Source organism: Hydrogenivirga okinawensis, from assembly GCF_055385515.1.
This window is the reverse complement of the sequence record NZ_AP042386.1, coordinates 1343038-1356539: the sequence shown is the minus strand read 5'-3', so window position 1 is coordinate 1356539 and position 13502 is coordinate 1343038. Positions and strand designations below refer to the sequence as shown.

The window sequence follows — 13502 nt, the reverse complement described above, 5'->3', positions numbered from 1 at the left end:
TATATTAATGAATTGGATGAGGATCTTGCTCCTGTTTATTGGGCTTACATTGGTCTTATCCTGTGAAGGACAGAGGGTTAAAGAACCTAAGATAGCGGTCTTTATTTCTGGGGAAGGGAGGATGGGAAAGGTAAAGGGTTTCCTCGACGGCTTAAGAAACCTCGGACTTAAAGAGATAAAAGTGGAACTTTACGAGGGCAACAACACGCTCTCAAAGATGAGGGAACTCGCCAACGAACTTGCACTGAAACAGGAGGATTATGACCTAATAGCTGTGGGGGGCAGCCTCGAAGCTTACATGATAAAGAGCGCAAGCGGAAGGCTAAAGACTCCTGTGGTTCTCCTCGGAGGAACGAGCATAAGGCAATGGGGGCTCACAAAGGACCTTTCAAAACCTTCGGAGAAGATAACGGGCGTGGACAACCTTAACGCAGAGCTCATGGAGAAGAGGATAGAGCTGTTTTCCAAAATGTTCCCTCAGATAAGAAAGGTCGTTGTTTTCTGTAATCCCCAGTTCGAAGCTTCCAAGAACGCAACGAGGATAACGATAAGAGCCGGAAGGAAATTCGGGATAAAGGTGGTGGCTCTCACTGTAAAGGACGTGAAGGAACTCGAGTACATAATAAGCCACATGAAGGGAGACGGCTTCGATGCCATAATAATAACTCCTTGCTTTTACACGGAAAACTTCCTTACGAGTTATATCCTCCACTACGCTAACTTTTACCAGGTCCCCGTATTCTGTCACTCTCCCGGTCTCGTAAAGAAGGGATGTCACGTAGCCTACGGAACATCCGGTTATGAACAGGGGTATCAGGCTGCTCACATAGCCTTCAAGGTGCTGAACGGGACACCCGTAGAGTACGTTCCCTTCGAGAGGGCTTACTACCCGAGGCTTGCGGTGAACGAGACGGCCCTCGCGGAGCTCGGTGTGGACTACAACAGGGAGTTCTTCTCGCTGGTCGATGAGGTAGTGAGATGAAACTCTCCCTCAAAGCGAGGGTAATTCTTCTCCTTGCAGTTCTTACGCTTCTGCCGATAGCCTTCTTCGTTTACCATAGCCTGGCGATGAAGGAGAAGGTCTTGGAGGACAGATTGAGGTTTCACAGGCTCTACGCCTCCTCTGTAGTTAATAAGGTAGAACTCTTTTTAGAGAGGGTGATGTCCGATACAGAATCTCTCGTCTACCTTTACAGAAATCTGGGTTTTTCTGAGGAAGAGATAATATGGAGAATAACCGGTCAGGTAAGGGGTGTTTTTGAGGGTGCCTTCTACTCGCCTGACGGGATGCTTTTATACTTCGCGAGCAGGGAGAGCTCGGAGCCGAAGTTCGATAAGTTTGTAAATGTGAAGAAGGTCAGTGAATTTACGGGGATAAACTACACCCAGTACAAGGAGCCCTTCCTGCGCTTCGCCGTTAGGGAGGTGGAAGGGGGTCTGCTAAAGGGTGTCTTTCTCTTTTCTTTGGATCTTTCCCTATTCTGGCAGTCGATAGTCTCTACAAGACCAGGTCCTCATGTAGAGGTTTTCCTAACCGACGGACGGGGGAACATACTTGCCTACAGCGACATGAGATTTTCCGAAAGGAGTAGGGTAGACCTCAGGCAAGGAACCTACAGATCCCAGATAACAGGAGTGGAGGTGTTAGGTGTTGGTGTGAGAGGGGAAGACTGGGGTGTGGTCGTTGAGGAACCTTTAAAGGTGGTGCTTGAACCCCTCTACAGCTTCCAGAGGAAGGCTCTACTAACCGGATCTATCCTAACGTTGAGTAGCGGACTCTTCGCAATACTTATACTCCTAAGGATATTCCGCCCTCTGGAGTACCTGAGGAGCTACGTTGTATCTTGGGAGAAGGAAAACCTGAAGAAAACAATAGAGGGGGGAGACGAGGTCAGCGAGCTGTCCCAGGCTTTCCAGAACCTCATAAAGAAACTGGAGGAGGAGAAGAGGCTTTATCTAACACTTTTCGAGAACACCCTCGACGGGATAATAGTTTTCAACTCAGAACGAAGAATTATCGACGTTAACAGGATAGTGCTACAACAGTTTAAACTGAGTAGGGAGGAGCTGATAGGTAAGAGGATGGAGGAGCTGATAGGTGAAGAACTCCCCATGACGAGTTTATTCTTCTCGGAAAAGAGGGTTAGACTGAAAGGAGAGGTATTCTGTCAGCTCAGACAAGATATCATGAGGATAGAGGGGAATCTCTACATACTTTGGAGGCTCAGAGACGTATCTCAGGAAAAGGAGCTGAGGTTTCTTCTTCAGCAGACCGCAAAGCTGTCCCTTGCAGGAGAGATAGCCTGTTGTGTGGCCCATCAAATAAACAATCCCCTTGCTTCCATAATGGGTTACGCGGAGAGTATAATCCTGAGCTCTCAGGATGAGGAGGTTCGTAGGAGGGCTGAGATAATAATGAGGAACGCCCGGAAGTGCGCTGAGACTGTCAGCAAGCTTCTCAACGTCGGCAAGCCCTTCGAGGGCAAGCCCGATTACGTGAAACCTGAAGAGCTAACAATAGACGCTATAAACATACTTTCCCCAAAAGCTAAGAGGAAGAGTGTTCGGATAGAGTTCGAATCCACCTTAAATGGAAGGAGGATTTTTACCTTTCCGTGGCAGGTGGAGCAGGTTCTTATAAACGTTCTGGACAACGCGATAGACGCCTCACCTCCAAACAGTTCTGTCAGAATAAGATTGGAGGAAAAGAGCGGTAGTGTCCTGTGGAAGATAAAGGATACGGGAGAGGGGATTCCGAGGGAGGAACTGGAAAACATATTCAAGCCCTTTTACACTACCAAGGAGTACGGAACCGGGCTCGGTCTGCCTCTTGCAAGGAGGCTCATGAGGAACATCGGAGGAGATCTCAAGGTATTGAGCGAGAAAGGGAAGGGAACGGAGGTTCAGATAATCTTCAATAGGAGGGAACATGAGGGTTCTGATAGTTGAAGATGAAAGGGACTTCCGAGAACTGCTTGCCGACCATCTAAGGGGGTGTGGTTACGAGGTTGAAGAGGCGGTAAATAGAGAAGGTGCCCTTGAACTCCTTGAGGAGAGGGACTTCTCCGTGATCCTGCTCGATCTACTCCTTCCCGACGGCAACGGAATGGACATTTTAGAGTGGGTCAGAGAGAACTCCTACCTAACGGAAGTTATCGTCATAACCGGACACGGAACCATAAAGACCGCTGTGGAAGCCATGAAGTTGGGAGCCTACGACTTTCTTACAAAACCCTGTTCTCTGAGGGAAGTGGAGATAGTGGTCAGGAAAGCCCTCGAGTCGAGGGGACTGAGGAGGGAGAACCTTCTGATGAGGAGGGAGAGGAAGGTCTCCTTAGATTATGAGAACTACGTATTCACAAGCCCTGCTATGAAGGAGATACTGAGCAAAATAGAGAAGATTGCCTGTTCTGACTGTCCGGTTCTAATTACGGGGGAGTCTGGTGTCGGGAAAGAGGTGATAGCGAACCTTATCCACAAAAACAGCGACAGGATGGATAAGCCCATGGTCACCATAAACATAGCTTCCATACCGAGGGAGCTCGTGGAGGCGGAGCTCTTCGGATACGAAAAGGGAGCCTTTACGGGGGCAGAGAGGGCTAAGGAAGGCTTCTTCGAACTCGCCGACGGGAGCACCCTGTTTCTGGACGAGATAGGAGAGCTCGAGCCTTCCCTTCAGGCGAAACTCCTGAGGGCGATAGAGACCAAGAGCTTTTACAGGCTCGGAGGAAGGAGGGAGATAAGGAGCGACGTGAGGATAATAGCCGCGACCAACAGGGATCTGAGATCTATGGTGGAGGAGGGAAAGTTCAGGGAGGATCTCTACTACCGCCTGAATGTGGTGGAGATAAACGTACCTCCCCTTAGGGAGAGAAGGGAGGATATACTTCCCCTCGCTTACCATTTTCTGGAGCATTTCAAAAGGAAATACTCAAAGAATATAAAGGGCTTCACCAGCGGAGCAGAAAGAGCGCTCCTCGAATATCCGTGGTACGGGAACGTCAGGGAACTGAAGAACGCGGTGGAAAGAGCTATACTCTTCTCGGAAGGAGACAGGATAGGTGAGGAGGATCTCTCCTGCCTGTTTACAGAGAAAAAGGAGGGCAAAGGTTTTAAAACCATCAAGGAGCTCGAGAGGGAATATATCCTCGAGATACTGAAGAGCGTGAACTACAACAAGAAGAAAGCTTCTGAGATACTCGGGATACCCCTTAGAACCTTTTACAGGAAACTTGAAACTTACGGCATAGGTTGACTGCCATTTTGGCAAAGCCCTTGTCAGACTGACAAAAGGTATAAATTCTCCCTCACCTCAAAAGCCCGATAAATAAAGAACTTCCCGTTCTGGCACGATACTTGCTTCAGAAAATGAGGAAGAACGTAAGGAGGTGTGAGTCATGGATAGGAGGTGCTTTTTCAAAATAGGTGCGGCAGCAGCTGCGGTTCCACTCGTAAACACCGTCGCCTCGGCGGCTAACGTTAGGCTCAAGTTCGAGGATATGAAGAAGGAGGCTAAGGTCAACGTCATATACCATGCGGACTTCCCTCAGGAGAAGAGGTTCAAAACGATGCTAAGAAACATAACCAACCACCTCTCGGTTTACGACTTCGATCCCTTCAAGATAAAGATAGTGGTCGTCTCCCACGGAGCGGGAGCCAAGTTCCTTCTCAAGGATCTCAGGGGAACGAAGTGGGCTAAGGAGCCTATAGATCAGAAGGCTCTTAAAACGAAGATGGATGAACTCCTCCAGTACGGTGTTGAGTTCTACCTCTGCGGTATAACGGTGAAAAGGGCCAAGCTCGTCGGAAAGCTCTACGACTTTGTCAAGATAGTTCCTTCCGGTGTCGGGACCGTAGCCCACCTTCAGACGCTCGGCTACGCTTACATAAAGGTTCAGTAATTCATTAAAGGAGGGGAGAAGATGAGGAAGCTTGCTCTTGCAGGGGCAGCGCTTGGAGCGGTAGCTCTCTTTACACCTGAGACCTCGCACGCGATAAGGATCTGGAGTGCCTCGACCCAGCAGTTCCTTGACATCAACTTCCTGATCCAAACGTGGTTCAGGTACCAGAAGATCAGCGATGAGAACAGACCCAACTTCGTAGAGGCTCCAAAAGACAACTTCGATGTATCCTTCAGAAGGATAAGGTTGAGGATGGGAGGAAGCTACAACAAGTGGTTCAAGTTCAACTTCGTCATCAGGCTGAACAACACAGGAAGGGATGCCTACATAGCCCCCTTCGGGGGACAACCTCCCGGCTACCTCAGACAGGGAGGACTCCTCGGAGGTAGAAACTTCGCCCTCCACGAACTCGACCTTAAGTTCGTTCTCAGCGAGATGTTCGATGCAAAGGGCTGGATCATAGACGCACACCTTGGGTTTCCCAGGATTCCTCTCGGAAGGGAGCAGTACGGAAGAACTGGATTCGACAACTTAGAGTCCGACAGAACCTTCGCTACGCTCAGGTGGACCCACCTCACGGTGGCGAACGTGACAGGAAGAGCTTACGGTGGTTATATTCATCTCAGGAAGGGTAACAAAGCCAAGGGCTTCAGAAGGATAACCTGGGACGGATTCGTAGGTATTTTTGACGGCTTTAAAGGTGTAGAACAGCCATGGGATGAGACGGTGAGAGGGACTACCGGTGGCGGCTGTAACGCACCCTGCCTATCACAGCTTAGGAGTAATTCGAAAGATTCCTTCCTTTATACATTCAGAACGACTTTAATGTTCGGGAAACCAGAAGGTAAGCCTAAAGGATATAACTGGCTCTACAGGGATACCTACCTTGGCAAGAGGAAGGGAATAACGATCGGTTTCTCCTTCGCTATGCAGAACGACATAGACCAGGAGCTTATATCTGATACTCAGGGACCCGCTCCGGGGGTTGCCGGTAACGGTAATGCTACACCTGGTGCCGGTTCCGTTCAGGTCAGGGTGCCGTATATGATCCTTCCAAACCCCGTAACTACACCGGAAGTAAGGAACAACCCTGTTGACATGCAGATGTACGGAGCTGACATCGCCATTCACTACGGTCCATTGACGCTCATAGGTGAGATCGGTCAGCACCAGTTCAAGGGAGTATGGCTCGACAGCAACAATACTGATGTGGATTTCAAGAACAGGTGGTTCATAGCCAAAGCTGCATGGGTTTTAAATCCCGGAAGCGTTCACCTCTGGGAGCCTTACGTTAGCTACTACATCTGGGATCCTGACATAAAGGAAGACTCTTCCGGTAGAGCTTATGGAGACGCGGCGAACTTTCTGAGAGGTAACGCTGCGGGTAAAGATGGGGCAACTCTCGGAAGAATAGGTGTTACCTCCATAGGTATCAATTACTGGTACAGCAGGGCTAAGCTCCTCGGGTGGACTATCGAATACCAGAAGTACGACGAGGAGAGGAACGAGATAGACAACGACGCCATAACGGTTCAGTTCAGATTCGTATTCTGAGCGGTATGGCTGCCGTTACTTCGTAGGCTCTGAGTCCAGCCCCTCTGGACCGCCCCCTTTCTCCTTTTTCTTTTTATAATTTTTCTCCTATGGAAATCAAAAAGATTTCCCTTAAACTCTCGGAAGAAGGAACCTACATAGCCAAAACATCCTTCGGCGACCTGCCGGTTGGAAAAAACGGCTTCAAACCCATGGAACTCCTGTTGGTTTCTTTGGCTGGGTGTTCTGGTGTGGACGTTTACGAGATACTTAAGAAGAAGAGGCAGGAGATTAGAGATAAGGAGATAAAAGTGGAGGGAGTTCGCAGGGATAAACATCCGAAGATATACGGGAAGATAAGGATAAAGTACATAGTTAAAGGGAACGTTAAAGAAGAGGCTCTCAAACAGGCTATAAAACTTTCGGTCGATAAGTACTGTAGCGTCTACGCTATGTTAAAGGAAACCGCTAAGATAGAGGTAGAGCACGAGATATGGGAAGATTGAAGGAAAAGTTTGAAGAGCTGAAGCAGAAAGGAGAGAAAGCCCTCGTCTCTTATCTAATGGTCGGTTATCCAGACCTCGAAACCTCCCTGAAAGCCTTCGAAATCGTCCTCCAAAATGGAACCGACATACTCGAGATAGGTTTTCCCTTCTCCGATCCGGTAGCAGACGGACCAACCATACAGCTTGCCCATGAGGTAGCCTTAGAGAAAGGCGTAAGGTCGAAGGAAGTCTTTGAACTATCTAAGACCCTCAGAGAGGAGTTCCCTTCCGTACCCTTCCTGCTTATGACTTACTACAATCCCATATTCAGGATAGGTCACGATAAGTTCTGCGCTCTTGCCAAGGATAGCGGAATAGACGGCTTCATAGTCCCCGACCTCCCCCCGGAAGAGTGCGATCCCTTGAAGGAAGCTATGAGAGATCACGGTCTCTCCCTTGTTCTCTTAGCTTCCCCGACAAGCACAGAAAGAAGGTTGAAACTCATCTGTGAGAGGACGGACGAGATGGTTTACTTCGTTTCCGTGACGGGAACAACAGGAGCGAGAACGGAGTTGCCCTTAGAGCAATTGAGGGAAAAGATCGCCACATACAGAAGAATCTGCGACAAACCCGTCGTTGTAGGCTTTGGGGTCTCGAAAAGGGAGCACGCGAGGAGCATATCCGAGTTTGCCGACGGCGTTGTGGTAGGAAGTTTACTTGTGAAGCTCACCGCCGATAAGAGGTTCGACGAACTTACTGAGAAGGTAAAGGAGCTGAAGGAAGGAACTATAATTAAATAAACAGGGCGGTTAGCTCAGATGGGAGAGCGCCATCCTCACACGATGGAGGTCGGCGGTTCGAGTCCGCCACCGCCCATTAGTTCTATATAATCTTCTATCTGATGGAGAAGCTCCTGCTCGTTATCTTTGCCTACCTTTTTGGTTCCGTCCTCTTCGGCGAGCTAATAGCGAAGCTGAAGGGTGTAAACCTGAGAGAGGTCGGGAGCGGTAACGTCGGAGCTACAAACGTAAGCCGCGCCTTGGGGAAGAAGTACGGAGCTCTTGTGTTTTTCCTCGATATGCTCAAAGGCTTCATCCCAACCTACCTGGCTGTATCCTACTACGGGATAGGAAGTAAAGCGGTTATGTTCGTCGGTCTTGCGAGCGTCCTCGGTCACATGTTCTCGATATTCGACAGGTTCAGAGGCGGGAAGGGTGTAGCTACCGCCTTCGGGGTAGTTCTCGCCATATCTTACAAGCTTGCCCTCTTTCTATTGCTCCTCTGGGCTGGCGTTCTCTACTGGAAGAGGATAGTTTCGGTAGCCTCCATCTCCGTTGCCATTCTCGCTCCCCTGCTCTTCCTGATTCTCGGCTATCCGTCCCACATCTTCCTTATGGGTATCCTGATAGCGATACTCATCGTATACAAGCACAGGTCGAACATCGAAAGACTGATGAGAGGTGAAGAGCCCCGGATATGAACCCCTTCCTCATTGTTCTGCTGGTAAACCTGTCTCTCGCCCTCTTCAGGATAATCTACGTAATTCTCTATCCGATAGATCTCTCCCCGGAGGAGGCTCAGTACTGGGACTGGTCGAGGGAACTCGATCTAAGCTACTACTCCAAACCCCCGATGGTTGCCTACCTGAACTTTTTATCAACTCACATCTTTGGAAACACGGAGATAGGCGTCAGGATAACCCCCATAGTCCTCTCCTTTATACTCTCCGTTTTGACCTATTTCTTCGTAAGGAGGCTGTTCGATAGCAGGTTGGCCCTTCTCTCCTCGGTTCTTCCGAACTTCTTTATTGGAAGTGCCATCAACTCCCTGCTCATGACCACCGACGCTCCCTTCCTATTCTTCTGGTCTATATCCGTCATGCTCATTTACCTTGCGGTGGAGAGAAACAGCCTTAAACTCTGGATTTCGGTCGGCATCTTTGCAGGCCTTTCCTTCCTGAGCAAGTACCCCGCCGTGTTCCTCTTCCCTCTGACGCTCCTCTACATGTTCCTCATGCGTAGAGAGGTTCTCTTTTCCGTTAGACCCTACCTCTCCCTCATCCCCGCCTTCCTCTTATCCCTCCCGGTCTTGATATGGAACCTCGAGCATAACTTTGTCTCCTTCAAACACGTCTCTTCCCTCGCCAACAAGAGCGCCCACTTTCCGGATATACCCTCATTCTTGGAGTTCCTCGGGGGGCAGGTAGTGCTTCTCTCCCTATTTCCCTTCCTATTTCTTCTCCACGGCTGGTGGCTGAGTTTCAGAGAGAGAGACAGAAGGCTCGTCTTCCTCACCACCTACTCCCTGCCCGTCGTTCTCTTCTTCTTGATCCTTTCCCTCAGGAAGGAGGTTTACGCCAACTGGTCGGGGTTCGCCTACTTTACGGGTTCGATCCTCGCCGTTTACTCGATGGCACGTGTCTGGAAAAGGAGAAAGCTACCGGTGGTTCTCTCGGTGATCTTCTCACTATTTCTCTTTATACTACTTCACTTCACGCCCCTTGTAGATCGCCTCGGTCTCAGAGATCTCCTCCCTCCGAACAAAGATCCTGTAAAGATTATGATCGGTTGGGAGGAGCTCGGGAGGGAGGTTAGCGGATTTTACACAGGAAAGGAGCTTATCTTCTCGAGCGCTTATCAGATATCTGCTGAGCTCGCCTTTTACGTTGAGGGAAATCCGAGAACCTTTGTCTATCATACTGGCAGGATGACCCAGTACTACCTGTGGAGAGGTAGGCTAACAGATTTCAAGGGAAGGGATGCCATCTTCGTTTCCTACGGAGGTCTCCCTAAGGGGATTAAAAAGAGCTTCGCTTCTTTCGAATATCTCAAGAGGGTGGAGGTTCTATGGAGAGGTGAGGTAGTGAGGAGGTTCGATATTTACAGGCTAAAGGGATTTGGGGGAGATTTCGATGAGACACCGAAGGGTTTTTAGCATTCTCCTATCGCTGTACCTGTGGGGTTTTATCCTTTACCAGGTCTTCCCCGTTAGAATGGTACCTTACGTAAATTACGCCCCAAGGGAGCTATATCCCAAGCCCGTGGTTTACAGGTATATCTTCGCCTACGATGTAAAGACAGCCTTTTCAAATCACACGGGCAGTATTAAGAACCTGTTGAGCACTATGGAGAAGGAGGGTTTTGATATAGCCTTTGCGGACGTTCCTCAAAGGATCGAGGACAAGTTATTCTCTATCCGGAAGGGTACGACGTGTGAGGTTATAAGGGTGTCCCGAATAGGTTGGGGAGAGCGGTTGGTTCATACCCTCTTCGAAAGACTTCCCAAGACCATCGTTGGTAAGAAACCGGACAGGCTGCTCTCAAGGAGATCTTACAGGGCATCCTCCGGATGCTGGCTCTTAGCCCACGATGAGAGGGTGCTGATCTCTACCTTCTGGGGCTTAGAGATACCCTCTTACCGGAGGATCCTTGGAGCAGGGAAGAACCTCTTTCTATCAAGGGACGTCCTCTTTAGAGAAAGTTATAGGGAAGAGTTTCTGAAGGGCAGTATAATCTCCTTCACCGATAAGGACATAAGGGTGTTCGCCTACTCCGAAAGGAGCTTCTATCTGCCAGGAGAAAAGACCGTAAACCCATTTAAGCTCGTGGTGGAAGCCAACCTTAAGAATCCCCTGATACTACTTTACAGAGACGGAAGTAGCGTAGCGGTTTACGATCGGGACAGGGTGAACGTGAAGGTTTCCACACCAGGGAAATACTCGGTAAAGATACTTACCTACAAGTTCAGGATAGACATGTTTTACTTTGGCTTGAGGACCGCCGCTCTCTCCTCTCCTATAGAGCTGATTTAAAATATGAAGAAATGCGCGCTTTCGTCGGCTTTTTCACCACAAGGACAATTTACGAACACGTTGATAGACTTCGAGAAGAGACGAAAGGTTTTTTAAGGGGGAAGTGGGTGGAGCCTCAAAACCTCCACATGACTCTTCAATTTCTTGGAGAGATCGAGCAGGATAGGGCTGTGAGCGTTCTTAAGAACCTTCAGAAGATAGCTGAATCCTTTACACCCTTTAAGATCCAGTACAGATCTCTTGGAGTGTTTCCAGACAGGAAGAGGGCAAGGATACTATGGATAGGGGTTTCTAAAGGCGAGAGTGCTCTCAAAAAGCTGGCGAGGGAGGTGGTGGAGTTAAACAAGAAATCAGGAATAAGGATCGAGTCAAAACCTTTCCATCCCCACGTCACGGTATGCAGGATAAAGGAGGCGGACAGAAAAAAGCTGGGAGGGCTGATGAACAGGTACAGGAACTTTGTCTTCGGTGAGGACAAGGTAGAGAAGATAGCTCTGATATCGAGCTCTCTCACAAGTATAGGACCGATCTACTCTGTGGTAGAGGAGTTCTACTTCAGGAGGGAGAAGGATTGACCACTTACAGAGAGGCCGGTGTAGACATAGACAAGGCAAACGAGTTCGTAGCCTACATAAGGGAGAAGGTTAAAAGGGTTTTCCCCCAGGGGCTAATAACCGAGTTCGGTGGTTTTGCGAGCGGTATAGAGATAAAGGGTTACCGGGATCCGGTGATCTTCTCAAGCACCGACGGGGTGGGAACAAAGCTGATGATAGCTCAAGAGCTGGGAGTTCACAACACGGTGGGTATAGACCTCGTGGCGATGAACGTGAACGACGTTATAACGACGGGAGCGGATCCCCTCTTCTTCCTCGACTACATAGCGACCGGGAAGATAGAGCTCCATGTTCTTAAAGAGGTGATGGACGGAATAGTTGAGGGGTGCAGGCTCGGTGAGGTCTTCTTAGCTGGAGGGGAGACTGCGGAGATGCCGGGCTTTTATCCGGAGGGTGTTTACGATCTCGCGGGCTTCTGCGTCGGAATATGTGAGAGGAAGGAGGTTGTAACGGGAAAAGATGTTAAGGAGGGAGATGTTATCATCGGCATAAGATCCTCCGGATTTCATAGCAACGGCTACTCCCTGATAAGGAAGGTTTTAAGGGACAGAGGAATCAAGCTGACGGATCGAATCGAAGAGCTGAATAGAAGTGTAGGCGAAGTTCTGCTTACCCCCACGAGGATATACACTAAGGAGGTAAAAAGGTTAAGGAAAGAGGTTAAGGTTAAGGCTTTCGCTCACATAACCGGCGGGGGAATACCCGAGAACCTGATAAGGGTCCTCCCAGAGAGTGTCAGGGCTGTGGTTGAAAAGGAGAAGATCCCCGAGAACCCGGTCTTTAGGTGGATACAGGATCTTGGCGAGGTCCCAGAGAGGGAGATGTTCAGAACCTTCAACATGGGTGTGGGGATGATGGCGGTTATTCCGGAGGAGGATAAGGAGAAAGCCTTGGAGATTCTCAGAGAGGAAGGATTCGTGTGCGGCTACATAGAGAAAGGGAGGAGAGAGGTGGAGATCATCTGATCGCGAGACCTATAACGTCCTTCGCTATGTCTTCCCCAAAGGTTCTGAAGGAGGAGTGCATGTCGAGCAGCCTCTCGAGCAGATCCACGTTGAGCCTGACGTCCTTGCCTTCTATCTTGAAAAGGTCGAACCTCTCAGCGAAGCTCTCTATCTCGTCGTAGTATCCGGGATTTTTATATAGGTAGAAGACCTCCGGGAAGTACTTGGAGATCTTTAGAATAATCCTCTCTATGGGGACGTGTTCTCCGTTTATATGAGCGTCTATAAAGCCCTTCTCCTCCCTTATTAGAACCTCCGCCCCTTCCCTCTCAGCGAGCATCAGAGATCCCATCACTATACCAACGAGGGTGGTCAGGTCTATCTCCTGGAAGTTGTCTCCTAAGAGGTCTTTCTTCCCTGCAATAGATAAACTCTTCTCCTTCTCGTCATAGAAGTAAATGTGGTTAAGACCCTCCGTGAAGGAAGAGTAGTGGGCTGCTTCAACGTGGGCGTACCTCTGACCCGTCTTTCCGAAGACGCTGAAGGTTTTATCCGAGAGAAGGAAGGTGTTGTAGGCTCCGTGTTCCGCCTTTATAAAGATCCCATCGTAGCTTCCGTTAGAGAGGACCTCCATGTCCTCGGTGAAGTAGACGACCTCCCTCTCGGTTATGGCAACGGGACCCTCGTAGTCGGAAAGAACCTTAAGCCCGTCGGCGAGAGCCTTCTCCGACAGCTTCTCTCCCTCCGTCGAGAGCTTGTATATAAAGTTTCCCGCTATCACGAAGAGGACATCTCCGAGGACGTCCACCGACCTTATAGGTTTGTCCAACGTATCGGATATGGGAAATCTCACGATCTCCGACTCGACGAACCTCTCCGCCGGAACCCTGTAAACCCCCTCCGCGGTGATGAAGAATACGTCTCTGAGGTCGCTCGCTATATCCTTGACCTCGTTGCCCGCGTCTATCTCAACGGTCTCTCCACTCCTGCGATCCATCCTCATAAGCTTGCTCCCTCCCGCGCCTACGAGGTGATACCTCGTGTTCGTGAGCCTCTTCGGAGTTTCCGAGAGTTTTTCCGACTGCCACACCACCTTTATATCCGCCCTCTCTATAAGGTCCTTCTTTGAGATCCCCTCTACCCTGTAATCCTTTGATACGAATACTCTCTCTCCATCGCAGTAAAGTTCCATTCACCCACCTCCTCAAGTAGAT

13 protein-coding genes and 1 tRNA gene are annotated in these 13502 nt (G+C 49.6%); 13 read left to right on the top strand and 1 reads right to left on the bottom strand.

The window, feature by feature from the left end; all coding sequences use genetic code 11:
• The first annotated feature begins 16 nt into the window (after positions 1 to 16).
• The 13 genes from ACZ483_RS07785 (at position 17) to purM (ending at position 12309) form a co-directional block, all read left to right on the top strand.
• Positions 17 to 982, top strand: a complete 966-nt coding sequence (locus ACZ483_RS07785) for an ABC transporter substrate binding protein (RefSeq protein WP_464323610.1) — start codon at positions 17 to 19, stop codon at positions 980 to 982.
• Complete coding sequence (locus ACZ483_RS07780) at positions 979 to 2949, top strand: ATP-binding protein (RefSeq protein WP_464323609.1); 1971 nt, start codon at positions 979 to 981, stop codon at positions 2947 to 2949. The genes ACZ483_RS07785 and ACZ483_RS07780 overlap by 4 nt, the downstream gene beginning before the upstream one ends.
• The gene (locus tag ACZ483_RS07775; protein WP_464323608.1) at positions 2930 to 4255 is read left to right on the top strand and encodes a sigma-54-dependent transcriptional regulator; all 1326 of its coding nucleotides are present in this window, start codon (positions 2930 to 2932) and stop codon (positions 4253 to 4255) included. Before ACZ483_RS07780 ends, ACZ483_RS07775 begins: the two co-directional genes overlap by 20 nt.
• A gap of 142 nt (positions 4256 to 4397) precedes the next feature.
• Complete coding sequence (locus ACZ483_RS07770; protein WP_464323607.1) at positions 4398 to 4901, top strand: DsrE family protein; 504 nt, start codon at positions 4398 to 4400, stop codon at positions 4899 to 4901.
• 21 nt (positions 4902 to 4922) lie between these two features.
• Positions 4923 to 6455 (top strand): porin, encoded by a 1533-nt coding sequence (locus ACZ483_RS07765; protein ID WP_464323606.1) that lies wholly within the window; start codon positions 4923 to 4925, stop codon positions 6453 to 6455.
• An 89-nt stretch (positions 6456 to 6544) separates the two neighbouring features.
• Positions 6545 to 6940, top strand: coding sequence for an OsmC family protein (locus ACZ483_RS07760; protein WP_464323605.1), 396 nt, complete (start codon positions 6545 to 6547; stop codon positions 6938 to 6940).
• A complete protein-coding gene (trpA, locus tag ACZ483_RS07755) occupies positions 6928 to 7719 on the top strand; it encodes a tryptophan synthase subunit alpha (protein WP_464323604.1) in 792 nt (263 codons plus the stop codon). The genes ACZ483_RS07760 and trpA overlap by 13 nt, the downstream gene beginning before the upstream one ends.
• 3 nt (positions 7720 to 7722) lie before the next feature.
• Positions 7723 to 7795 (top strand) — tRNA-Val (locus ACZ483_RS07750).
• Positions 7796 to 7820: 25 nt separating this feature from the next.
• Positions 7821 to 8399 (top strand): glycerol-3-phosphate 1-O-acyltransferase PlsY, encoded by a 579-nt coding sequence (plsY, locus tag ACZ483_RS07745; protein WP_464323603.1) that lies wholly within the window; start codon positions 7821 to 7823, stop codon positions 8397 to 8399.
• Complete coding sequence (locus tag ACZ483_RS07740; RefSeq protein ID WP_464323602.1) at positions 8396 to 9853, top strand: ArnT family glycosyltransferase; 1458 nt, start codon at positions 8396 to 8398, stop codon at positions 9851 to 9853. The genes plsY and ACZ483_RS07740 overlap by 4 nt, the downstream gene beginning before the upstream one ends.
• 58 nt (positions 9854 to 9911) lie before the next feature.
• On the top strand, positions 9912 to 10730 hold the full coding sequence (locus ACZ483_RS07735) for a hypothetical protein (RefSeq protein ID WP_464323601.1): 819 nt from the start codon (positions 9912 to 9914) through the stop codon (positions 10728 to 10730).
• Positions 10731 to 10741: 11 nt separating this feature from the next.
• Positions 10742 to 11305 carry an RNA 2',3'-cyclic phosphodiesterase gene (thpR, locus tag ACZ483_RS07730; protein WP_464323600.1) on the top strand — a complete coding sequence of 188 codons (564 nt, stop codon included), beginning with the start codon at positions 10742 to 10744 and terminating at the stop codon, positions 11303 to 11305.
• A complete protein-coding gene (gene purM, locus ACZ483_RS07725; protein WP_464323599.1) occupies positions 11302 to 12309 on the top strand; it encodes a phosphoribosylformylglycinamidine cyclo-ligase in 1008 nt (335 codons plus the stop codon). Before thpR ends, purM begins: the two co-directional genes overlap by 4 nt.
• Here the strand turns inward: purM and ACZ483_RS07720 are convergent.
• The gene (locus ACZ483_RS07720) at positions 12302 to 13480 is read right to left on the bottom strand and encodes a hypothetical protein (RefSeq protein WP_464323598.1); all 1179 of its coding nucleotides are present in this window, start codon (positions 13478 to 13480) and stop codon (positions 12302 to 12304) included. The two genes, purM and ACZ483_RS07720, sit on opposite strands and share 8 nt — an antisense overlap.
• Between the last annotated feature and the right edge of the window lie 22 nt (positions 13481 to 13502).

Coding starts and splice junctions, on each gene's coding strand:
- ACZ483_RS07780 (WP_464323609.1), top strand. CDS start 979: ATGAAACTCTCCCTCAAAGCGAGGGTAATTCTTCTCCTTGCAGTTCTT.
- ACZ483_RS07760 (WP_464323605.1), top strand. CDS start 6,545: ATGGAAATCAAAAAGATTTCCCTTAAACTCTCGGAAGAAGGAACCTAC.
- ACZ483_RS07785 (WP_464323610.1), top strand. CDS start 17: ATGAGGATCTTGCTCCTGTTTATTGGGCTTACATTGGTCTTATCCTGT.
- ACZ483_RS07765 (WP_464323606.1), top strand. CDS start 4,923: ATGAGGAAGCTTGCTCTTGCAGGGGCAGCGCTTGGAGCGGTAGCTCTC.
- ACZ483_RS07775 (WP_464323608.1), top strand. CDS start 2,930: ATGAGGGTTCTGATAGTTGAAGATGAAAGGGACTTCCGAGAACTGCTT.
- plsY (WP_464323603.1), top strand. CDS start 7,821: ATGGAGAAGCTCCTGCTCGTTATCTTTGCCTACCTTTTTGGTTCCGTC.
- trpA (WP_464323604.1), top strand. CDS start 6,928: ATGGGAAGATTGAAGGAAAAGTTTGAAGAGCTGAAGCAGAAAGGAGAG.
- ACZ483_RS07740 (WP_464323602.1), top strand. CDS start 8,396: ATGAACCCCTTCCTCATTGTTCTGCTGGTAAACCTGTCTCTCGCCCTC.
- ACZ483_RS07770 (WP_464323607.1), top strand. CDS start 4,398: ATGGATAGGAGGTGCTTTTTCAAAATAGGTGCGGCAGCAGCTGCGGTT.
- ACZ483_RS07735 (WP_464323601.1), top strand. CDS start 9,912: ATGGTACCTTACGTAAATTACGCCCCAAGGGAGCTATATCCCAAGCCC.
- ACZ483_RS07720 (WP_464323598.1), bottom strand. CDS start 13,480: ATGGAACTTTACTGCGATGGAGAGAGAGTATTCGTATCAAAGGATTAC.
- thpR (WP_464323600.1), top strand. CDS start 10,742: ATGCGCGCTTTCGTCGGCTTTTTCACCACAAGGACAATTTACGAACAC.